Below are 21,768 nucleotides of genomic sequence, written 5' to 3'. Positions count from 1 at the left end.
ATCATTAGACTCTGATTCACATGAATGTCTATTTCTTAGAACCATGAAAAACCTGAATCCTGAAACCCTCCACCTCAACAGGTCTGCTGGCCTCAAGCAGCCCCATGAGCTCATCCGGCCTGTAGAGGAGGCTGTACTTTATATGGGCCGCCACATCCTCCGGGAGGTGCTCTATGAACTTGTTCTTAACCATCCTGTCAAGCCTGTCATGGAGCCTGAGGGGGAAGTCCTCCTCAGAGATGATGGATGGGATCTCATTCAGAGTAGATACCACGTCATCGTAGTCTACCTTTGCGCTGAAGCGCGCCGCGAAGGCATCATCCCTGACACGGTATGCATCATGCTCCATCCTGAATATATCAGAGATGAGGCCGTTAACCCTCTCCCCTCCAAAGGTGTGGATCTCCACATCCGACCCGACACTCACAGGGATAACATCCCTGGTTAAACCTGCGGCAGAGGCCCTTGCCATCTCAGATAGGACCCTCTCCCTTGATGCGTCATCTAGCCACTTGAGGAGGTCCCGGTTGAATTTTCCAAGGAGGATGTCATAGGCGTGCCTTGCAACCTCAAAGCTCACAGGGGCACCGCCACCACTCCAGTCAGGAATACTGGCCTTCCGTGAGCAGGGCTTAACCTTAACTATGAATTTTTCATGGTCTATCTCCCTCACAATCCAGTTTTCACCACCAAGCACGAAGCCCCTCCCCTCCTCAAGGTATGTTACAGCGAAGAATGCGTCAAGGGTTCCTATTGTCTTTGTGCCGTGCTTAACAGTGAACTCATAGGTGGGGTAGAAAACAGAGTAGAACTCCAGGAAGTTCATCTTACCGAAGACCTTCTCAAAGTTGAAGCCATGGTAGAGGTAGGTCCCGTGCTTCCTTATAAAATCACTCTCACCCATGAATTCAAGGAGGTGCCTGAAGTCCCCTTGATTTATATCAGAGAATACATGGGCCCTCCCCAGGCCCCTGTATATCTCGGCGGGCCCCGGTTTTTCAATCTCAAACACCGAACTCAGGATCTGGTGGAAGTATATGTCAAGGGGCCTTCTGGGTATCCTGAGCATTTCAAGTTTACCTGAAAGTGCCAGTGAGACAACCGAGAGGGCGAGGAGCACCTCACCCTCATGGAATATGATGGTCCTCTGGTTGCCGCTCCTCCTGCCGCTCCTCCCTGTCCTCTGGAGGAACTGGTTCACGGTTGTTGGACTCCGCAGGTGTACCACCACGTCGATGTCACCCACATCTATACCAAGCTCCAGTGTACTGGTGCTCACCATGAAGGCCGCTGAGATGGATTTGAATTTCTCCTCTGCCTCCTCCCGTGACTCCCTGTTCAGGGAGGAGTGGTGTATGAAGACGTCCACATCCAGGCACCTTCTTATGATGTTGTAGTACCTCTCGGCCTCCCTCCTTGATGGGACGAAGATGAGGACCTTCCTGCCGGTTAACCTCCTTAAAACATCAATGACCCCCGCTTCTCCACCAGAGAATATCCTGTACTGGAGTCTCCTATCAGAGCTCTCCTTTACAACAACCCCCGAGGGGCTCATCCACTCAAGGACGTCTTCGGGGTTTCCAACCGTCGCAGAGAGCCCTATCCTCTGGGGCCTCACAGCGGTGTACCTCTCAAGCCTTGCAAGGAGGGAGTTCAGCTGGACACCCCTGTCTGACTCTATGAAGTAGTGGATCTCATCCACTATGATGTAGCGGAGGTTTCTGAAGATCCTCTCCCTCTCATCCCGGCTCCTGTTCACCATGATGACCTCAAGGGACTCTGGTGTTATTAGGAGGATGTCCGCGGGGTTCCTGATGAACCTCCGCTTGGTGTCTGGCGGGACATCCCCGTGCCACTTCATGACCTCAAGGTTGAAGTGGTTGCCCCAGTACTCCAGTCTGCTGTGCATGTCATTTATGAGTGCCTTGAGGGGTGAGACATAGAGCAGACTGACAGGTGGGAGGCCCTCTGTGAGTATGGAGTTGAAGACAGGTATCATGGCTGCCTCGGTCTTACCAGAGGCTGTGGGTGCAACTATGAGGGTGTCCTCCCCCCTCCCTATGGCTTCAATGGCGGATTTCTGCACCTCCCTCAGGCTCCTCCATCCCAGCCTGTTGGCGAGGAAGTGCCTGAGGCGGGGGTTGAGTGATTCGGAGGACATCAGATTACACCCTGACTAAACCCAGTCCTCGTCCTCGAACTCCTCAAACTCCATCTCCTTCTCCTCGAAGAGGTCAAGGATCTCCTCCTCGCTTCGGAGTTCAGGGTTCTGCTGGACAACATCAAGGACACTTATGAATGATTTAACAAAGTTTCTCGGTGAAATGTAACCTGTGAGTTCCGCGTTGGCCTCATGCCTTGCTATTATACCATCAAGGGACTCCCTGACAGGTTTTGCCTCCCATTCATAGACCTCCTCGTGCATACCTATGAGGCGATCTGACAGCTCCATGAGGTTGTCCTTCTTGAAGCCGTCAAGCCTTATTATGGGTTTCCTGAGGTCCTTGAATTCCGTGTTGAGGACGTCCTCTATCCTCTCATTCAGTGCTGTGTAGGAGGGCACGCCCATCTTGGGGTCCTCAAAGAACTCGGGGGTCCCTGCGAATATGAAGAGGGTGTTGTGGAATCTGCCGAGGCTGCACTCATCGTATATGAACCTCATGTAGTCGTAGGCTGTGTCCCTCAGCTTCTTTGTGTGGAGGGTCATTATGTGCTCTGCCTCGTCTATGAGTATTATGAGCCCTGAATAGTTGAGTGCCCTGAGGAATGAGGAGAGGGCCTCAAGGTACTTGAAGGCGTTTTCCCGGTCAATGTCACCCTTGACACCGAACTGCCTCTTTATGGTGAATGGTATGTTCTTCTCACCGCTGAGCCAGGCCATTGCATACTTTGCTGTCTCCTGGTCACCCCGTGCAGAGAGCTTGTAGTAGTTCTCTATTGCAGCAGCGAAGGTTGTGGCGTGTTTACGGACCTCCTTGAGGTCATTGTTTATGTTGTCTATCACTATCCTCTCCTGCTGGTAGGGGTCCGTGGTTTCCCTTAGGGCCATCATGCGGAGCTGTGTGGTCCACTTTTCAATTATGTGCTCAAGGGATGTGCCTGTCTTGCAGCGGAGCGAGGCAACGATGCTCCTGTAGACGACCTCGAACTTGTTGAAGGGGACGTCCCTGCTGAGTGTCACCTTGGCGACGACGAAGTTATCTGCAAGGGCCCTTTCCTCCAGGAGTTTCAGGAAGAAGGACTTTCCCGACCCGAATTCACCGTTGAGGAACCTTGTTACCGCGGCCCCATCCTTAACCTTACCGAATATCTTGTCGAACTCCTCCAGTTCCCTCTCACGCCCAACGCATATCTCTCCCACCCCCTCCGGGGGGACGTTACCATTTTTAAGGGCATTTATGATACTCTCTGCATTCATATTAAGCCTCCTATTCCAGGGATATCAATCCAAAGTCTCTTCCAGCCCCTCTGCTGTTGTAGAGTGTTACTATCCTCTCAGGATCCCGTGAAGGGTAGTGTTTTATACCGGTCCTCCAGGCGTTGATTGAGTAGAATTCCTCGAGTTCATCATATGATTTGTTAATCCCGTAGGACTGGATGAATTCATCAAGGAGTTTTATGAAGGATTTTATCTCCATCTGCTTCCGGCCATCGGCCTTTCTGAGCATGCTGTGGAGGCCCATGATGGAGTTCAGAATGAATTCATCCATGCTGAAGGATACCTCCTCAAGGTAGGCGGGGAATTTCTCTATGAACTTTGCCCTGGACCTTATGGTCCTGAAGTCAGCCTCATCTATCTTTCTGTACTCAGATTTCGTTGCTGATGACCATTTTTTAGAATCAAAGGAAACAAGTTTATCCTTGAATTTAACTAATGGTATGGGTGGGTTGAAGAACTTTATACCCTTGAGCTTCAGCTTCCGGGGGGATTCATAGTAATCATAGAGGGTTTCAGGGTCACTGTACACACTTTCAACCATGGTGTATGCAACAAATGAGAGTGTCCTCCGGCCATTGAGGGGGATGGGCTTGAAGAGGAATATCCTGTCACCTGATCGGATTTCATTTATAAGTTTACCCCTCTTCCTCATGGAGCCAATCACGAGGTTCTTTGATATATCTTCAAGGACATCATCATCTATTCTGTGAAGCCAGTATCTGGACTTACCCCTGGGGACCAGCCTTTTCTGTTTTATTATGTAAAAACCCCCTTTTTATGGCATTAAAGTCATTTAAATGTTTCTAAAAATTGATAGATAAATTTTTTTATAACCCTGTAAATGTTAATGATTTAAGTAGCTGTAAAAACATTAAATTATACTGTATTGAGGGGAGTATGCCATATGAATAACTGCGTCCTCTGCTGTAGAGAATCAGATAAACTTTTATGCCTATCCTGCGGCAGTAAATCATCTTCTTCATCCTGTGAAAACTGCGGCGCTGAGAACCTGGGCGTCTGCAGGGAATGCTACGATAAATATCGAATTTTAAAGGCCATTGAAACACTTCAGGGAATGGAACCCTTCAACTTCGATGACTTTAAGGATGAGGAGGAACTCGGCTCCCTGCTCTTCTGGATTCTCCTAAGGGAGGGCTTCATAAAGAAGCATGTCAGCGGTGGAGGGAACGGGTTCATAAAGAATCAGGGACTCAATAGCTTCAGAACCCTTTACGTGTTATCTGAAAAATGCGATGACTTCATGGAACTCAACCTGGGCTTCAAATCTGCAGCCGAATCACTTCTCAGGGCCGCAGTAAGACCTGAAGAATTCATGAATGAACCTTATGATTCACCCGGGGATGAACCTCACCCTGAAAAACTGAATGATGACCTCCGGACCCAGGAAGCCGGACCTGATGGTGACCCGAACGCCCTGAAAACAGGGGCGATACTGGAGAATGAACCCGTGCACCACACCAAAGCAGAGGAAACGGATCAGACAATAGCTAAAGAAGCTCCAGCGGCAGAATCCCATCAGCGAAAAGATTTATTACCTAAAGTACCCGTCAGTGGCCTTGAACTCTGTTCTGGCTGCCAGAAAGAGCTTGAAACCGAAACTGAGATGTCCCAGGGGATCTGCAGGGAATGTTCAAGGAGACTCTATGCCCTTGAATCCCTTGAAAGAATCCTCACAATTTTTGAAGCCGGTGATGAGATTAAAGTTGACGTTTACACAGCCGGGATGGATGACGTGGAGAGAACAGAATTCACAGCCATGATCTGGATACTCGAAGAGTTCAACCTCCTTGAGCAGGACGGGGAATCAGGTACCTGCAGGTTAAAACCCGAAGGGGAGGTCCAGAAGTTCATCATAGAGAATGTGGAGCTTAAAGGGCTCAGATCAGAACTTGAGGAGCCATCCCGCACCGAAAGCACCGCCTCCTCTGAGGAGGGTGAACTGGAGTGCTCAGTGTGCAGGGAGGTGAAACCCGCCACAGAATTCAATTCATCCGATGGAACCTCCCCCATGTGCAGGGAATGCTCAAGGAGGCGCTGCGCTGCAGATGCCCTCGCTGAGATAAGAAAGCTTGTTGAACCAGGGGTTGAATTTGCTGTTGACGACATCATAGAAAATGAGGATGAGAGGTTTATCATCACTGGCCATATCTGGCTGCTGCAGGACTTTGACCTCATCGAGAGCAACCCGGCCTTCGAAACCTACACCCTTAAACCGGACGAGGAACTCAGAGCCTTCCATGAAGCCTATGGTGAAGGGGAACTTGTTACAGAATCAGACATGATCAGAACCTGCCCCATCTGCGGCAGGAAACTCAAGAAATCCAGCTTCTACAGTACAATCGACGGAAAACGGGATGAGTGCCGGGAATGCTATGACCGGATACTGGCTTGGGACATATTCAGGAACATCAGGGAGGTCGTGGGTGAAGGGCCCTTCAGAAGGGAGGAACTGGCTGAACACTTTGATGAACCCGGGACCCTGGATGCCGGGATCTGGACCCTCCAGGAGCATGACCTCATTGAGGAGGGCCCCGAAGGATTCCTTCTTAAACACAACCCTGAAATTGAGGAGATCTACCTCCAGTACCATGGATCAGATGCTGAAGAAACCCTGGACACACTGACTGTGAAGCCAGAAGAAACCCCGGTTACAGGAATAGAACAAGAAATAACAGCAGAACCTGTCCCCTCAGAGGACACTGCCCACAGAAAGGAGATAATCTACATAAACCCCACCGGTGAAAGCCTCAACCTCATGATGAACGGACTTGTGAGTGGTAACGGTCTCATGGATACCATGAATGAACTGGGGGACCTCCTACCATCAATGAAGAAGTGCATGATCCTGAGGAATGATGAGTGCTTTGAACTACTCATTGAACTGACTGTGGAGAAGGAATCACTTGATGACATCCTTGGGGTTCTTGAGGCCATGAACTGGGAGAACAGAGTCCGGAAAAACAGCTGATCAGATCAAACCCACATATTCCAGCACATCGGTTGTCTTCTCCCTGAGGACCTCCTTTGACCTCTCATAGCAGAGTTCAACAACCTCCTCAAGGTCTTCCTCTCCCTCCCAGTACTCTGAGAGGAACTCGTAGCCATAGACGTCCGCCAGGATCCTTATGACGTAGGCTGTTATGAATATGTCGTCAATGTACCCGTAGGCACCGTAGACCGTCTCGGGGATGACATCCATGGGTACAACATAGTAGGCTATTGCCGCGCTTATTTTGAGTTTGAGCTGGCTCTTGAGGTGCTCATAGCCCAGAAAGTCCGCGAGGAGCTTGAAGAGTTTCGGGCCATGGTCTATGAAGGATGCATATTCCCCGTTGAAGGACTCAAGGTTCTCAACCAGCACATCATAGAAATCCTTAAAATCTGCCTCTGTCATGGAAACCACTGTAATTCTCTTGACCCTGATGATACTTATCCTTTACCCTTCATCCCACGCCAGATGGACTCCACGTCCGGGTCTCCACCAGACAACCTGCCTTTTGAATTCACCTATCTTCACCATAGCAGGGACCGGTACCATGAGTCCAGCCACGACAGCCTCACCGATATTCAGGGATTGTAGATTTGAGTTCCCACTTTGCCTCACTGGCCCTCTGAACATGGATCTGATCATTTCAATCAGCAGCATCATTATCTGGCTGTGAAAGTACATGACCAGCAATTTAAGATATATGATGATCATAGTAACCACATGGAAGAATCTATCAGAACCCGCATTGATGAGCTCCTCAGTGTGATAAGGAGTTTCAAGGACGCTGAGAGGGTCAGGTTCATAATACTCTATGGTTCAGCCCTCAGGGGGGAGGGGTGGTCTGATATAGACCTTGCAGTGTACTATGATGGAACCCCTGATGAGGCAGCGGATTTCAGGCTGAGGGTCCTCTGTGAGGTGGATGAAATATTCGATGTCCAGATATTCCAGCAGCTCCCACTCTATGTGAGGGTCCAGGTACTCAGGGGTGAGGTCATATACTGTGACAGTGAAAGATTCCTCCATGACATTGCATGGGAGACAGTGAAGGAATTCGATGACTTCAAACACCGCTTCTATGATTACATCGGCATGGCCCCCATGAGGTGAATATCATGATAAGAAAGTCCATCATACTCACGAAGATAAGTGAGATTGAGGAAAGCGTAAATCTTATAGATGATAACCTTCCTGAAACCTTTGAGGAGTTCCGGGGTCTTGGCCTTGTAAGGGATGGGATGTACAGGAGGCTTGAGTTTGCTGTTGAAAATGTCTTTGACATATGTTCCATCCTCAACTCCGACCTGAAACTCGGTGTCCCTGGATCAGATGGTGATGTGCTTGAGAACCTTCTGGGAGCCGGAATAATAGACGAGGAAACCTTCAGGAAAGTAAAGGCAATGAGGGGATTCAGAAACATCGTGGTCCACAGGTATGGTAAGATAGATGACCGTATAACATTCAGGATCCTCAGGGAACACCTCAGGGATTTTCATGAATTCACCGAAAAGATCAGGAAAACCCTTGAGACCCTTGAGAATAAATGAAGAGGTTATCATTGAAGACAAAAAATAAATAAAGGGTTTTAAATTGTTATATCACCCGGTAACCTGCCATTTGCACCGTAGAACGCCAGTACCCTGCTGTATACGTACACAAGGCCAACAAAGCTCACCTGTCCGTAGGATGTTGAGGCATACCTGGGTGCCCTTCCCTGGCTGTTTATGAAGTTCCTGATACTGACTGCCACTGACACGTAGGCTGACCTTGAGAGTTTACCTGACCTCCATGTGCCTGTGCTACCAAGGTAACCAACAGCGCGTGGTTTCAGTGGATTCTGGTTTCCTGAGTTGAGCTGTGCCGTGGCGCGTGTAAGTAAATCCAGGAACTGGGCCATGCTGTAAGCCTTACCGGCCACTGTTACAGATGCTGGCAGTTTACGGTAGCGTGCATAGTGGTTCCTCACACTCAGAGCGGCAGCTGCAATCTGTTTAACAGTTAAACCCTGGGATTTAACCGTAACCGTCCTTGCAGGAAGGCCCCCCACTGTCACCAGGTACACACCATCCCTGGTGATGGTGTGGTTGAACCTCAAATCCCCTGATTCGCCAGCGGCAAGTGAAATCACCATTGATGCGACAGGCACCGAATTCACAAGGAGCTCTGCACGGTACTCGCCCGGGGCCTCACCGGTATTCCTGACCCTGGCAGAGACACTGATCCTGAGGGGGGCTGCCCCTGAGAGTGGAACTACGGTGAGGTTTGAGAGTTCAAATGCCGCCTTCCTGAGGATCCTGAGGTCTGCCCGGCATGAACTGTTATTGAGGAGTTCATCACCCTGGAACTCTGCAGTCACATTGTAGATACCCGGCGGGAATATACCTGGAAGGTTGAGGGTTGCCCATCCATCTGAACCGGTGGTTGAACCTCCCATGTGAACTCCATTTATTCTGAAAATGATGACCTTACCTGGGATGGGGTTCTGTGCCATTAAACGTGCCCTTAAATTGAATGCGTCGCCCTCAACAGTTTCAGTGTCTTCCACTGTGATGGATGATGGAACCTTGAGGACATTCACATCCACTGAGGCGCTTTCAGCGTCAAGGGCCCCGGTCACTGTCACTGTACCCGGTGCTGCCAGACCTGTGAGTGTTGAGGATGCAGTTCCATGGGACATCACAGCATCATCGATGCTCCCTGCGGTGGCCGAGAAGTCCACATTACCTGTGTAGGGGACGAAGAATGTGTCATGGTATCCCCCGGCACTGTCATGCCTCAGGTCGGCTGTTATGACTGAGGTGCCCCCTGCAGCAACAGCCGCTGGATTTGCGGTTAATGTGAGGACCATCCATGGTGCTGCAGCAACATCACCTGCTGTGAGTTCAGTGAAGTCCGGTGTGTTACAGCCCCACCAGTTGAACCTGGCATCCACCTGCGGGCCGTCCTCACAGAACACATCGGCGCCAGGGTTGTTCAGGATGCGGCAGAAGTTGACCAGTGCAATGGTGAAGTAGCTGAGGACCGCTGATCCCTGCCCCCATGACTCTGCAGTGTTACCTGTGAACGTGGACTCTGTGATATTTGCAAGCACCGCGAGGAAAGAACTTACACCGCCACCAGCGTATGCTGCCCTGTTATCTGTGAATGTGCTTCTGCTAACGGTGAGGTTGCCGTAGTTGTTCCTGATTCCTCCGCCGTGTGCTGATGCCACGTTCTCCTCAAATGTGCACCCTGATACTGTGGTGTTAACATTTTCTGCATGGATACCGGCACCGTAATCTGCAAGGTTTGACCTGAAGAGTGAGTCTGAAACCTGTAAATTCAGTGATGAATCGTCAGGGTTTCTGAATCCTGAGATTCCCCCACCATAGCTTGCATTGTTGTAGAGAAACATGGAGTTGGTCACAGTAACCGTGATTTCCGTACCGTCTGCTGCCCACACATATAACCCGCCACCATGGCTGTCTGCGGTGTTCATTGCAATGGTGGAGTCGCATATGGTTGTATCTCCTCCAGTGTAAATCGCGCCACCAGTCCCTGCATGGCCAAGTGCAAATGATGAGTCCCTGATGTTAAGGGATGAGTATGGGGCGCTGTATATGGACCCCCCGCACCCTGAGGCCTCATTCCCGTTGAAGGTTGATTCTGTAACCTCAAGGACCCCCTTACTGTATACTGCACCACCATCCTCTGCGCTGTTCTCCATGAGGTGGCTTTCAGTCAGTTTCACTGTACCGTCACTGTAGATGGCGCCACCCCCGGCTGCGGTGTTGCAGGTGAGGATGCAGTTCTCCACCTGGAGTTCACCGTGGTTCATCACCGCCCCACCCTCAGGTGCACTGCCATTTCTCAGCGTGAGGTTCCTGAGGACCAGGACCGCCCCCGAGGACACATTGAAGGCCCTGCCCATTGCTTCACAGTCAATCACCGTACCGGTGGTTGACTGTCCGGTGATGGTGAGGTTCCTGTCTATCAGCACGTCCCTGTTACCAACACCCCTGTATTCACCATCCGCAAGCCAGATCCTGTCACCTGAAGCCGCAGAGAGGGTCGCGTTTCCAATGGTTGCCTTGGCAGCCGCCCATGAGAATCCATCATTATCATCGGACCCCCCCGTGGCGTTGACATAGATATCGGCTGCACTGACACATCCCGGGATAAGCATTATCCCCACAAGAAACAGAAAGAGCCATGTAATTATCTTTATCATGTAAACCCCCTTGAGTATATATAATGATTATAGGATAAAAAATTTTCACTGAACTCCCATGAAATAGGAGTTCATGTTTAAGTGATACCGAAAATAAGGTTAGAACTCTACGGAGATTCAAAAAAAGTAAAAAAATAAGGGGTTGGGTTTTAGATTATCAGGTAGTTTGGAAGCCTCCCCCTGTTACCGTAGAACCTCAGTACCTCACTGTATCTGTACACGAGGCCCGCAAAGCTCACCCTGCCATAGACCGTTGAGGCATACCTGGGTGCCCTTCCCTGGCTGTTTATGAAGTTCCTGATACTGACTGCCACTGACACGTAGGCTGGCCTTGAGAGTTTACCTGACCTCCAGATGCCAGTGCTACCGGCGTAACCAACAGCACGTGGTCTTAACGGGTTCTGGTTTCCTGAGTTGAGCTGCACAGTTGCACGTGCAAGTAAATCCAGGAACTGGGCCATGGAGTACCTCTTTGATGCAATTGTGACAGAGGCTGGCAGTTTACGGTAGCGCAGGTAGTGGTTCCTGACGTTCACGGCTGCTGCGACAAGCTGGTTGATGGTTATGCCCGCTGGTGGAGCTGGCCTAACAGTTACCTGGGTGTTAACCACCTGGTTATCCAGAACCGCGGACACCACTGCAACCCCCGGTGCATTGAGGTTCCTGACGGTTGAGGATGCAACCCCACCGCTCATCAGAGCATCGGTGATTGTACCATAGGTTGTTTCGAAGCCCACAACCCCCGTGTATGGTACACTTGTTGCATGCAGTGTGCCTGCACTGTCATGGAGAAGGTCCGCCCTTATGAGGGAGGTGCCCCCCACGGTAACGGTTGATGGATTTGCAACCAGTGTGAGGACGATCCATGGCGTTGCAGCAACGTCACCTGCTGTGAGTTCAGTGAAGTCCGGTGTGTTGGACCCCCACCAGTTGAATCTGGCATCCACCTGTGGGCCGTCCTCACAGAATACATCGGCGCCGGGGTTGTTCAGGATGCGGCAGAAGTTGACCAGCGCAATGGTAAAGTAGCTGAGTACCGCTGATCCCTGACTCCAGGTCTCTGCAAGGTTACCTGTGAACGTGGACTCTGTGATATTTGCCAGGGCAGCCCGGACATTGCTTATACCTCCACCTGCAAAGCCAGCACTGTTATCTGTGAATGTGCTTCTTCTAACTGTGAGGTTGCCGTAGTTGTTCCTGATTGCGCCGCCGTGTGCTGATGCCACGTTCTCCTCAAAGGTGCATCCCTCAACGGTTGCATTGGCATTGTCTGCAAGAAATCCGCCGCCGTACCATGCTGTGTTGCCTGAGAACGTGCTTCCCCTCAGTAGAACATTTATGGGACGGGTGTAATCTGTTGCAACTGCCCCACCATACTTTGCGTCGTTTGATGTGAATGATGAGTCTATGACCACTGCAGAATCTGAGGGCTGATATCCAGCCACATGAAGAGCACCGCCAGTCTCAGAAGCACTGTTATCATGGAATGTTGCTGAGGTAATATGGATGTTACCGAGGCTGTAAATTGCCCCACCCCTGTATCCCATGTTCTCAAGGAACCTGCATCCCTCGACAGTTAGGTTACCCTGGTTCAGGATGGCTCCACCATGGTTTTCGTTTCCCCTCTTCACTGTGAGGTTTCTGAGGGTGAAACTGACACCCTGCTGGACGCTGAAGGCCCTGCCCAGGTATTCGCAGTCAATCACTGTACCGGTGGTTGACTGGCCGGTGATGGTGAGGTTCCTGTCTATCACTACGTTCCTGTTCCGCACACCCCTGTATTCACCATCCGCGAGCCAGATCCTGTCACCTGAGGCCGCGGAGAGGGTCGCGTTTCCAATGGTTGCCTTGGCAGCCGCCCATGAGAGCCCATCATTATCATCGGACCCCCCTGTGGGGTTGACATAGATGTCAGCTGCAGAGGCGGTTCCTGATAAAATGAGGAGCGCTGCAATGGCAGCTATTACATACAGATGTTTTATCATTTACCTGTCTCCTGCTATCTGCACATTAAATGTGCATATATATAATATGGTTTGATCTGGTTAAAGGTTTTTTCAAAAAAACAAGCTGAAAGTTTTAAATGATGGAAATAGATAATATAATGTGGCCAAATAATTTTGAAGAGAAGGTTAACTGATCCTCGGAATAACGAATAAGGGTATCTTAATCAGCCAGTTCCTCCAGATACCTGGCAACAAATACAGCAAACTTCTCTATATCCTCCAGGTCCCGTTGAAGGTAGAGATAAACCCTCTCAACATCTATTTCCGCATACATATGAACCAGTATGTTCCTGAAACCAGCTGCTGGTGCAAATTTATCTGCAAAATCCCCTGGAAGAACCCCTATTTCTCCAAGTATCTCTATGACTTCCCTGTATGTCTCAGGTTTTCTCGCCCTCTCCCATGATATGATCATCTCACCAATATCCAGACAGCACTCTATGGAAACCTCAAGGTACCTTTCAACTGCCCCCCTGAGGGTGACGTCCTTTTTAAGGTCCTCAAGTGAATGTGATCTGTAATTCCTGAGTATCCTCAGGTACTCCTGGAGTTTCTCGAGTTTTGATAGTACCTCATCCTTCACTTCAAACCCTCACGTGCCATCATCCTGAGCGCCAGTCTGATGTGCCTGTCGTTATGGTACCTTCTATCAAGGTACTCTGACATGATACGTCCCTCGAACCTCACCCTCTCTTCCTCACTGTCCTTCAGGACTATTCCATCCCTGATTATGCTGTAACTCAGGGAAAGCGGCGCCCGGTTCATTATGACAAGGTCCACCCTGTCTGTTCGGAGTGCGGATACAAGTTCATCTATGAGTTCCAGCTGAAAATTGAGGTCATCGTATCCCTTCAGGGGTTCCTTCAGGAGAACACCGATGTCAAAGTCCCCGAGGGGTCCCTTATCCCCCCTTGCAGTGGAGCCAAAGAGGTATGCAATGCTGACCTCATCCCTTTTTTCCAGAAGTTCCACAAGTTTTTCAATTTTCTGGTCGTCAATGCCCATCATGGTTCCACTGATAATTCTGAATCACATCATATATAAGGTGCCGGCCAGGGATTAACTTCGTAATAGAGAACTATTACGCAGGTCAGAATAAACACTTGGATTTGAGGAAATTTTATTTAAAATTTTCTTTTTGACTCTAAATGATAGAACCCCACGCGCGGTAAAAGATTTTGAGTGTTTGAATGAATAATTATATATTCACTTAAATGGTGTAATCATGTTTCATGCAGATGAACCCATAAAAACAAGTGCCGAAGATAAACTAGGACGTCGGGAATTTGCAAAATATGTTTCAGATTCAATACTGGCCTATGAAGATAGTTCATGTCTTGTTTTAGGCATTATTGGAGAATGGGGATCTGGCAAGACATCCATCATCAACATGATTACAGAACACTTAGAAGAAAGCAATAAAACCAACCTGAAAATAATCAAATTTAACCCCTGGTTGTTCTCAGGACAAGAAGCTCTTCTTTTAAATTTTTTTGAAGAATTAAGAAATAATCTTGGCAATGAAATCAAAGAAAAATTAGATAAATATCTTAGTAAATTAGTTCCAGATCAAATAGGCGTTCAATTAGGCCTTAATATTAAATATAACATAAAATCTTCTAAATCTTCTCCAGAAAATCTAGAAAAAATCAAAGATGACCTTGACAAATCGGTAGAAAATGCCAACATAAAACTAGTTATAGTCATAGATGATATTGATAGATTAACAGCAGAAGAAATACGTCAAATTTTCCAGATGATTAAAATTGTTGATCTACCAAACACAGTATACATAAGTTCATTTGATAAAAAAACAGTTGTAAAAGCCCTTGAAAAGGTTCAAGAAGGTGACGGCGAGGAATATCTTGAAAAAATAATTCACGTTCCCTTTGAAATACCACCATTAGGTTCCAAAGAGATAAGGGAGATATTAGAATCAGAATTAAAGGAGCTATTTAAAGAGGACATCAATATTGAGGATACATTACCCTACCTTAAAAATATGAGGAATGTTAAAAAGTACATGAATCTTCTAAAATTCAAATTCAACGCCATTGGAGAAGAAACAAACAAAGAGGACCTGGCCAATATAACGATCCTCGAATTATTCGAACCTAAACTATACAAGGAAATATATGAAAATAGAGAGTCCTTTACAAGTTATCCATCACTAGGTACTCTTAACCCTCTCTATGAAAAAGCTACTAAAAAGATGAAGGAAATCTATAAAAAGGCGGATAACAACGCAAAAAATATACTGAAATCATTATTTCCTCTTCTAAATAACATTACTTGGCCTTACGATGAACTTAGAAAAGAAAAGCGTATTTGTACCGTAGAAAATTTTGATACATACTTCAAACTTTCCATAAATGAAAGTCTAAATTTATCGTCAGATCAAATCAGACAATTAATTAAAGCCACAGAGGATTCTAAGGCCCTTAAAAAGATCATTTCTAAGGATAATTTCCTCTACCTGAAATTTTTAAATATTCATGTTGATGAGATCCCCCCTGAAAATATAGTAAACGTACTAGCCACCCTTTTAGATATAGAGTTTAACCATCCTGATTTCTATGGATGTTGTTCTCTTTCATGTGAGATAATCTTCAAACTATTAAGAAAAATGGAAACAGATAGGAGACTCCAAGTCATCAAGAAATCTATAAGAAATGGACAGAGTATCTACCTAGCTCTATATACTTTTGCAACTCAAGGAGAGGAAAAATTACAGGTTCTGGGGGAAAAAGAACTGGAATCACTTATCAATCTTTTAATTGAGAAATTGCACCGGCTAGCTCAGACAGACCTGCACGGTTTATTCTATCCTGATACATTTGGGAATATCATAGAATTATGGAACGTTATAGAGCCCTATGGAGTTGACCCCTACATAAGAGAATTGATGAAAGACGACCACTTATTAGTGGAATTCATCAAAAGAACTACGCCCCGTTTCAACCTGCAGGATTTCGTTAGAGTAGATAAATTAGATAAAAATGAAAGAGAAGACCTTATAAGGAGATTAGAAAAACTTTCCTCCCAGAAAGAACTTGCCAACAATGCCAAAAGAATTTTAGAACAGTTAAAAATGGAATAATTGAACTACTTAGACTAGATAACCCTTAAAAACAAAATAGAGTAGATAAGTAAGTATCCTCAATTCTCTAATCTAACCTTATCGATTCAACCACCTTTTTTATCACCTCATCATCCACAATATTCCTATTAAAGTCAAAATAATAACCTTTACCGTTCTTTATCGTATAATAGCGATAATTCGTGCTTGTTACAGTGTATACAGCAGGATTACCATCTATACTCGTATAACCATGACTCAATACAGGTTCTCCAAGCTCAGCCTTAACCTGTTGTGTCTCTTGCAGTTCCTGATCCAAAGTCGCAGGGAATAACGTACCAGGTTCAGAGGAAACGAGTCCAGATTCATATGAAAAGGCCATCCTACCATCAGGCGTACGGACCCAGTCATCTTTTACCTCCCAATCTCGAGGTATATCAAATGAAACACCGACCTTTGAATCATGATAGGTTTTTGTTGGAAAAATAATTCCAATGGCAAAATATAACAATATAAGAGACACTCCAACAATCACGATTTTTCCATTAATATGCATCACCCCTTCCTAACTTTGAATTATATATATGCATATAATATATTTAGAGGTATATATTATAAATATAACCTAGAGATGATGACAGATGAATAGAAATCTCCTCATAATAATCCTCATATCCCTCGTTATCACCACTGCAGGTTGCGCCACCAAATACCAAAAATTTACTAATGAGAATATGTCATTCGAATACCCTGAAAACTGGGAGGCCATGCCAATACTGGATGACGTAAGCCTAACAGAAAGGGAGGGTGATGGTAGAATCTTCATCAATCCCACCCTTGAGGATCTAGAAAGTTTCAAATCATGGTATGGGCAGAGCGCAGAGTATGTTGGTGAAGAAAAAATTGGAGGAGTAACCTGCTATAAATATAAAGTTGATCATGGAGGAGCCTATATTTTCCAAAAAATAAATACTGTCTTCCTTGTAGTATACGGTGAAGGATCTGAAGACGTTGCAAAGCACATCATAGAAACATTAAATGCAACATACATTATTGAACCCACAGAAGCCCCTCAAATATAAAAAAGAAAAACCAAGTAACGTGATCCCTCTTTTTCAGCTAAGAATTATAAACAAAAATGAGAATGCTCCTGACACACCAGTCATTATCCTCAATTTAGGGAAGTCAGCTTTCCAGGACCATAACCGTCCTCCAATCACAGATTTTTATTTGCCATGTTAAGTTTTAATGATGAAATAAAAATATAAAAATTTAAATTGTATGATTCAATACTATTACTGTTCAGTTATAAGGTGGTTAAATGTCGATGGATTCCAATGGTAGTGATAGGAAAACTGGAAAGTTTGCCGGCTGGTGGAACCGCAGGGGACCACTAACAAGGGCAGCCATCATTGTCCTTGGGGTAATCATCTGGTCAGCCGCCGCCTATTCCTATGGTTACGATAAGGGTCTTGATGGAGCAATAGAATACGAAAAGGACTCCTTCCAGGTGAACGTTGTGAACTACACAATCCAGAAGGGCCAGGATGGATTATATGAGATCCAGGGGGTAATCCAGAACAACTATGATAAACCCATATTGCTCAACCCGAGCCTGGAAGTGAAGGGCTTTGATTCCAGTGGAGAAATGGTTCTGTATGTCCCCGCATTCATAACCGTTTCAGGGGAAATCAGGCCAGGTGAGAAGGTGAAGTTCAGGGGGGAGGGACCCATACTGGATGGTCACGACCCCGATGATATCATCATTGGGATTAAAACAGAATGTTCCGGTTACGGATGGGCATAGAAAGGTGATCTGAATGGCTGAGGATTTCCGTGAAGAAGAAAATAATGGAAACTTTTTCATGCGCTGGTGGAGAAGGAGGGGGACCTTCACAAAGGCAAGCATAGTGGTATCCTTCATCATAATATGGGGGCTCCTGATGTTCATCATCGGTTACAGCGATGGGTCATCCTATTTCTACAACCTCCACATGGGGGATGTTCAGGCAGAGGTGCTCAACTATACAGTGCTGGTTGATCCCAGCGGAGGCTACGTGGTGGAGGGGGTGGTCCAGAACAGGTACAGGGCCACACTCCTACTGGACTATGTATGGGTCAAGGGCTATAACTCATATGGGGAGGTCATTGCCCTTGGAATGGCTCCGGTCTTCACCAATTCATCCACAGTGAAGACTCTGAGACCTGGAGAAACCGCCTACTTTAAAACAACAGATTGGGCATTTGAGGATGGATACTACCCTGAGGATATAGTCTCCTTTGGTTTAACAGCCAGGGGTAACCTATTAACACCCTCAGGGACTTTATGTGGGGTGGAGATAGAGTGATGGTCTGATGTGCTCCTTTCCATCATGTGAGGAGCAGGGTGAGAAAGAGGGATATCGCCAGGCACATGAGGAACAAAATTCCAACTGTACAGCAGCATGCAGAGATATCCCTTACCTCCTCAGGAACAGGCATTCATACACACCCCCATCTTCTAATTTTTTAGGGAACTGGAGATTCATGAAACCTTCTGATTTCATTGTACTGAGGCTGTCAAATTTCTGAAAGATTGAAATTCCCTAAAATGACACTCCAGTAGCTTTCCGTTTTCATGTCATTTATTATTTATTTGATTATAATATTTTCATGAACATATATATAACATCTGTTGAATGGGTGAAGTTATTGTAAAGTCCAGGTCCGGAGGATTGAAGATAGAACAGTCGATAAGAGGGGAGATACAGATATAAGCAGTTAAAAAACTGCTCTGAACCCCTAACAGAACATCCCTGCAGTCCTCTGAAAGTGATAAGTGGTTGGGGTCAGAATCAAATTCAGAACTGCAGTTATCCACCTCTTAACCATTCACCTCTCATATTCCACCTCCTCTTCAGCTGAGACACTGGTGAGTCTCACGTGTTCAACTCCCCGTAGACCCATCATCCTCTCTGTGAGTTCACGTATCTCTGCAACATCACCCCTCACCACGAGGACCTCAAGGCGATGTTTTTCTGTGAGGTGAACCCTCATGACAGCGTCTATGTACTCCCTGTAGTGGTGCTGTATGTCGGCTATTTCCTCCATTGCCCCTGTGTGGTGGTTGTAGATCACCGAGACTATCCCTGTCCTCTCACCCTCCATCTCATTCATCCACCTGTACCTGACAATGTAGTCCTTTATGGCGTCCCTTATACCCTTGGACCTTGACTGGTATCCCCGGTTCCTCAGTACCTCATCAAATTCCTCAAGAAGTTTACTTGGAAGAGACATGCTTATCCTGGTCATTGTGGTCATGGTATCACCCCTGATCTGTGACACCCTAAAATCTGTGTATGAACTATAAATAATTAAATATTATTAAATGGCATAATAATGCAATGTATGTATTACTATATTTACATCTTGTCTTATAACAGCATTTATAGAGGTGTCTGGAGGTTCTGCAACATCCTCCTGGTTTGAAAGATAGGATAATCACAGTCAAATTACCCCCTTAAAATGAATTATTCTCCTCAGAGGTTTCTCCCTGCCCTGCGGGCCCTCATGAGGTTTATCTCCCTGCAGGAGTCATCCCCAGGCACCATACCCCCAAGGATCTCCATGGTGACATTCTTAACACCAACCCCCAGCAGCCTGTCACCTAACATGACACTGCGCATGCTCTCTGCAATGCCTGTACCCTCAAGGTCTTCCTCTGTGTGGCCTGCAGAGCAGAGCACCACAGCCTTTTCAATATCAATCCTCGTACCCCGCTCTCCATCCTCATAGAAGTAGGCGTACCCGTAGGTCCAGACCCTGTCAAACCATCCCTTGAGTTTCGCAGGGCAGTCACTCCACCAGAGGGGATAGATGAACGCAAGGGCATCGGCCCTCCCGATCCTCTCATGCTCCTCCATAACATCCTCTGGTAATGGTGACCCCGCCTCCTGGCTGATCTCCCTGAGGTACTCCTCCTGACTCAGCTCCGACCTGAAGTTCATCCTGTAGAGGTCCCCCACCTCATATGTGTGCCCGGCTTCACTGAGGCCCTCTGTAAATGCCTCAAGGACCTCCCTTGAAAAGGACTTCCTGGATGGATGTGCAAAGAGAATATAGACGTGCATATGAATCCCCTGCCATGTTATGTTGCAGGACACATTTATAATCCTCAGGACGTGCAGAAATCAATGTTACAGAGCACACCTATTAAAGTCTCCTCCTGTAGTGAAGCTCCCTGAAGGGTAACGTGACCTCTGTACCCCCTCCATCCTCCCTGAGGAGTATCCTGAGGTCCCCCTCTATCTGCCTGGCGAGGTTCAGTGCAAGTTGGAGGCCCATCCTCTTTTCACCTGAAAACCCCACACCATCATCCATTACCCTCAGACAGTACTCTGAGTTCATTCTGCTGATTTCAACCTTCACGGTGCCTCTGCCCTGAGGAAACGCATGCTGAAGGGAGTTGGATATCAGTTCATTTACTATGAGGGCCAGTGGCATGGCTGTCTCAACGTTGAAGGTATGCGGGGCGTCTATGTGGAATTCAACATCCAGTGCATCAAATACTGATCTGAGGTTTTCTGATATCCTCATTATGCACTCATGCATCTTAACCTCTGCCAGGCTCCCCAGCCCATAGACGGATTCGTGGATGGCGGCCAGTGTCTGGACTCTGGTTGATGTCCGGATGAGAGCCTCCCTTGCATCCTCACCGGCGGATCTTATCTGCATGTTTATGAGGCTCAGGATTATCTGGAGGTTATTCTTCACCCGGTGATGGAGTTCCCGGAGCAGCGCATCCTTCTCCATGATGTTCCGCTCGAGTTCCTCCTGTGTCCTCATTAGGTCTGTTATGTCGGTGAGGGAGATTATTGCCCCCTCATCCAGGGGAATGTACCATCCGGTGAAGTTTCTGTCCCCTGCTTTAAGGCTCCTGATGTATGAGGGTACCCTGGCATTCATGAACCTATCATGAATGGGCCTGCAGTCAATTCCAAGTTTCTTCATTGCCCTGTTGAGGTGCAGTGGATTGCCGTCTTCATCGATGACTGCAACGGCCTCCTCAAGGTTCTCAACCACATCCCTGAAGAATCTGCGTGTCCTCCTGAGCCCCCTTTCATTCATGAGGCGTTGATGGTCAACTGTGTTGAGCCTGTAGGCTGTGAAGGTTATGGTAACTATGATGAGCGCCACTGTCAGTGAAAGGAGGAATATCTCTGCCGGGAATGGTAGCTGGTCCCGGCCCCTCAGGATCAGGATTCCTGTGACCGTTATGGCTGTGAGCATGGTTGCAAGGAGCACCCGTGCCGTGTATCCCCCCATCATTCCTGAGAAGAGTGGCTCAGTGACTCCCCTCTGGGGATAGAGGCCCAGTAACCCCAGAGCGGCCATGAGGAGTTCGGCTGAAATGGTGGGGTCCACCCTGAGTGCCTCAACAACCTCCACCACACCTGTGAGGTGGGTCATCACCAGGGCATAGGCCATGATCCCTGTGATGTATGCCAGTGTCTGCCCGGCATGGTAGTGTCTGCGGATAAGGAGAATCAGGCTGACCGAATAGGCCGCCAGCAGGGGTGGAGGTAAAACTGTATGCAGACCCTGAAATCCCGCAAATTGAATGAACTGGAGTGGGATTATCATTATGGATAGGGAAAGTGCTGTTCTTCTGTGGGAGAAGCAGGCGAGAATTATCGATGCACCAAGCAGCACAAGAGACATGTGGAGAATGGGGAGGTCCCAGGGGGACCATCCACCTCCAGCCATCATGAGGAGTGCCACGGATGAGAAGAGAATCAGAAAGAACCCCATCAGATGGGACACAGTATTTTTCATGTTGAGATCCTTTTTAAAGGGGACAAACTCCATCTGAACACCTCATACCTATCTGAGGAGGTTAAACATAAAAATTTTTTGAAAAAACAATAAAACTGTGGTTATTGAATCACTGAGACTGCATTCATCATGGCAATGAACAAAAAGAGTCATTTTACCGGTTACAGGTGTCCAGTTATCCCTGAACCCCGATCCGATTCATCTGTGTAG

At 47.3% G+C, this 21,768-nt stretch carries 20 protein-coding genes; 7 read left to right on the top strand and 13 right to left on the bottom strand.

Annotated features, from left to right (window positions below; all coding sequences use genetic code 11):
* Window positions 1-28: 28 nt before the first annotated feature.
* From MTBMA_RS03690 to MTBMA_RS03680, 3 genes are read right to left on the bottom strand one after another with little or no spacing between them, the layout of a single operon-like run.
* On the bottom strand, window positions 29-2,161 hold the full coding sequence (locus tag MTBMA_RS03690) for a DEAD/DEAH box helicase (RefSeq protein ID WP_013295570.1): 2,133 nt from the start codon (window positions 2,159-2,161) through the stop codon (window positions 29-31).
* 15 nt (window positions 2,162-2,176) lie between these two features.
* A complete protein-coding gene (locus MTBMA_RS03685; RefSeq protein ID WP_013295569.1) occupies window positions 2,177-3,418 on the bottom strand; it encodes a BREX system ATP-binding domain-containing protein in 1,242 nt (413 codons plus the stop codon).
* A 10-nt stretch (window positions 3,419-3,428) separates the two neighbouring features.
* Window positions 3,429-4,091: a hypothetical protein gene (locus tag MTBMA_RS03680; RefSeq protein WP_013295568.1), complete on the bottom strand. Its 663-nt coding sequence runs from the start codon at window positions 4,089-4,091 to the stop codon at window positions 3,429-3,431.
* Window positions 4,092-4,343: 252 nt separating this feature from the next.
* Between MTBMA_RS03680 and MTBMA_RS03675 the strand changes: the two genes are divergently transcribed.
* On the top strand, window positions 4,344-6,428 hold the full coding sequence (locus MTBMA_RS03675) for a hypothetical protein (RefSeq protein WP_013295567.1): 2,085 nt from the start codon (window positions 4,344-4,346) through the stop codon (window positions 6,426-6,428).
* Here MTBMA_RS03675 and MTBMA_RS03670 read toward each other — a convergent pair whose 3' ends face one another.
* Window positions 6,429-6,854, bottom strand: a complete 426-nt coding sequence (locus MTBMA_RS03670; RefSeq protein WP_013295566.1) for a YkvA family protein — start codon at window positions 6,852-6,854, stop codon at window positions 6,429-6,431.
* A gap of 42 nt (window positions 6,855-6,896) precedes the next feature.
* The gene (locus tag MTBMA_RS03665; protein ID WP_013295565.1) at window positions 6,897-7,160 is read right to left on the bottom strand and encodes a hypothetical protein; all 264 of its coding nucleotides are present in this window, start codon (window positions 7,158-7,160) and stop codon (window positions 6,897-6,899) included.
* Window positions 7,161-7,169: 9 nt separating this feature from the next.
* Here MTBMA_RS03665 and MTBMA_RS03660 point away from each other — a divergent pair, with 9 nt between their 5' ends.
* Together MTBMA_RS03660 and hepT (MTBMA_RS03655) are read left to right on the top strand one after the other, a co-directional pair.
* Window positions 7,170-7,559, top strand: a complete 390-nt coding sequence (locus MTBMA_RS03660; RefSeq protein WP_013295564.1) for a nucleotidyltransferase domain-containing protein — start codon at window positions 7,170-7,172, stop codon at window positions 7,557-7,559.
* A gap of 5 nt (window positions 7,560-7,564) precedes the next feature.
* Entirely contained in the window at window positions 7,565-7,996 is a 432-nt protein-coding gene (gene hepT, locus MTBMA_RS03655; protein WP_013295563.1) for a type VII toxin-antitoxin system HepT family RNase toxin, read from the top strand.
* A 38-nt stretch (window positions 7,997-8,034) separates the two neighbouring features.
* Here hepT (MTBMA_RS03655) and MTBMA_RS03650 read toward each other — a convergent pair whose 3' ends face one another.
* From MTBMA_RS03650 to mntA, 4 genes are all read right to left on the bottom strand, one after another.
* Window positions 8,035-10,659, bottom strand: a complete 2,625-nt coding sequence (locus MTBMA_RS03650; protein WP_013295562.1) for a pseudomurein-binding repeat-containing protein — start codon at window positions 10,657-10,659, stop codon at window positions 8,035-8,037.
* 149 nt (window positions 10,660-10,808) lie between these two features.
* Window positions 10,809-12,644: a right-handed parallel beta-helix repeat-containing protein gene (locus MTBMA_RS03645; protein ID WP_013295561.1), complete on the bottom strand. Its 1,836-nt coding sequence runs from the start codon at window positions 12,642-12,644 to the stop codon at window positions 10,809-10,811.
* A 181-nt stretch (window positions 12,645-12,825) separates the two neighbouring features.
* Complete coding sequence (hepT, locus tag MTBMA_RS03640) at window positions 12,826-13,248, bottom strand: type VII toxin-antitoxin system HepT family RNase toxin (RefSeq protein WP_013295560.1); 423 nt, start codon at window positions 13,246-13,248, stop codon at window positions 12,826-12,828.
* Window positions 13,245-13,673 (bottom strand): type VII toxin-antitoxin system MntA family adenylyltransferase antitoxin, encoded by a 429-nt coding sequence (mntA, locus tag MTBMA_RS03635; protein WP_238523398.1) that lies wholly within the window; start codon window positions 13,671-13,673, stop codon window positions 13,245-13,247. The genes hepT (MTBMA_RS03640) and mntA overlap by 4 nt, the downstream gene beginning before the upstream one ends.
* 217 nt (window positions 13,674-13,890) lie before the next feature.
* Here mntA and MTBMA_RS03630 point away from each other — a divergent pair, with 217 nt between their 5' ends.
* Window positions 13,891-15,765, top strand: a complete 1,875-nt coding sequence (locus MTBMA_RS03630) for a KAP family P-loop NTPase fold protein (protein ID WP_013295558.1) — start codon at window positions 13,891-13,893, stop codon at window positions 15,763-15,765.
* 67 nt (window positions 15,766-15,832) lie between these two features.
* Here MTBMA_RS03630 and MTBMA_RS03625 read toward each other — a convergent pair whose 3' ends face one another.
* Complete coding sequence (locus tag MTBMA_RS03625; protein ID WP_013295557.1) at window positions 15,833-16,300, bottom strand: hypothetical protein; 468 nt, start codon at window positions 16,298-16,300, stop codon at window positions 15,833-15,835.
* 85 nt (window positions 16,301-16,385) lie between these two features.
* Between MTBMA_RS03625 and MTBMA_RS03620 the strand changes: the two genes are divergently transcribed.
* The 3 genes from MTBMA_RS03620 (at window position 16,386) to MTBMA_RS03610 (ending at window position 18,092) form a co-directional block, all read left to right on the top strand.
* The gene (locus MTBMA_RS03620; protein ID WP_013295556.1) at window positions 16,386-16,826 is read left to right on the top strand and encodes a hypothetical protein; all 441 of its coding nucleotides are present in this window, start codon (window positions 16,386-16,388) and stop codon (window positions 16,824-16,826) included.
* Window positions 16,827-17,065: 239 nt separating this feature from the next.
* Window positions 17,066-17,551: a hypothetical protein gene (locus MTBMA_RS03615; RefSeq protein WP_013295555.1), complete on the top strand. Its 486-nt coding sequence runs from the start codon at window positions 17,066-17,068 to the stop codon at window positions 17,549-17,551.
* Window positions 17,552-17,564: 13 nt separating this feature from the next.
* Window positions 17,565-18,092 (top strand): hypothetical protein, encoded by a 528-nt coding sequence (locus tag MTBMA_RS03610; protein ID WP_013295554.1) that lies wholly within the window; start codon window positions 17,565-17,567, stop codon window positions 18,090-18,092.
* Between the two features lie 523 nt (window positions 18,093-18,615).
* Here the strand turns inward: MTBMA_RS03610 and nikR are convergent.
* From nikR to MTBMA_RS03595, 3 genes are all read right to left on the bottom strand, one after another.
* Window positions 18,616-19,035 (bottom strand): nickel-responsive transcriptional regulator NikR, encoded by a 420-nt coding sequence (gene nikR / locus MTBMA_RS03605; protein WP_048901275.1) that lies wholly within the window; start codon window positions 19,033-19,035, stop codon window positions 18,616-18,618.
* Window positions 19,036-19,262: 227 nt separating this feature from the next.
* Complete coding sequence (locus tag MTBMA_RS03600) at window positions 19,263-19,853, bottom strand: NAD(P)H-dependent oxidoreductase (RefSeq protein WP_013295551.1); 591 nt, start codon at window positions 19,851-19,853, stop codon at window positions 19,263-19,265.
* Between the two features lie 82 nt (window positions 19,854-19,935).
* Window positions 19,936-21,591 carry a sensor histidine kinase gene (locus tag MTBMA_RS03595; RefSeq protein ID WP_013295550.1) on the bottom strand — a complete coding sequence of 552 codons (1,656 nt, stop codon included), beginning with the start codon at window positions 21,589-21,591 and terminating at the stop codon, window positions 19,936-19,938.
* Between the last annotated feature and the right edge of the window lie 177 nt (window positions 21,592-21,768).

This window comes from Methanothermobacter marburgensis str. Marburg (assembly GCF_000145295.1).
GTDB classification, from domain to species: Archaea; Methanobacteriota; Methanobacteria; order Methanobacteriales; family Methanothermobacteraceae; genus Methanothermobacter; species Methanothermobacter marburgensis.
Note: the sequence above shows the minus strand (reverse complement) of the source record. Positions and strands in the feature narration are given on the sequence as shown.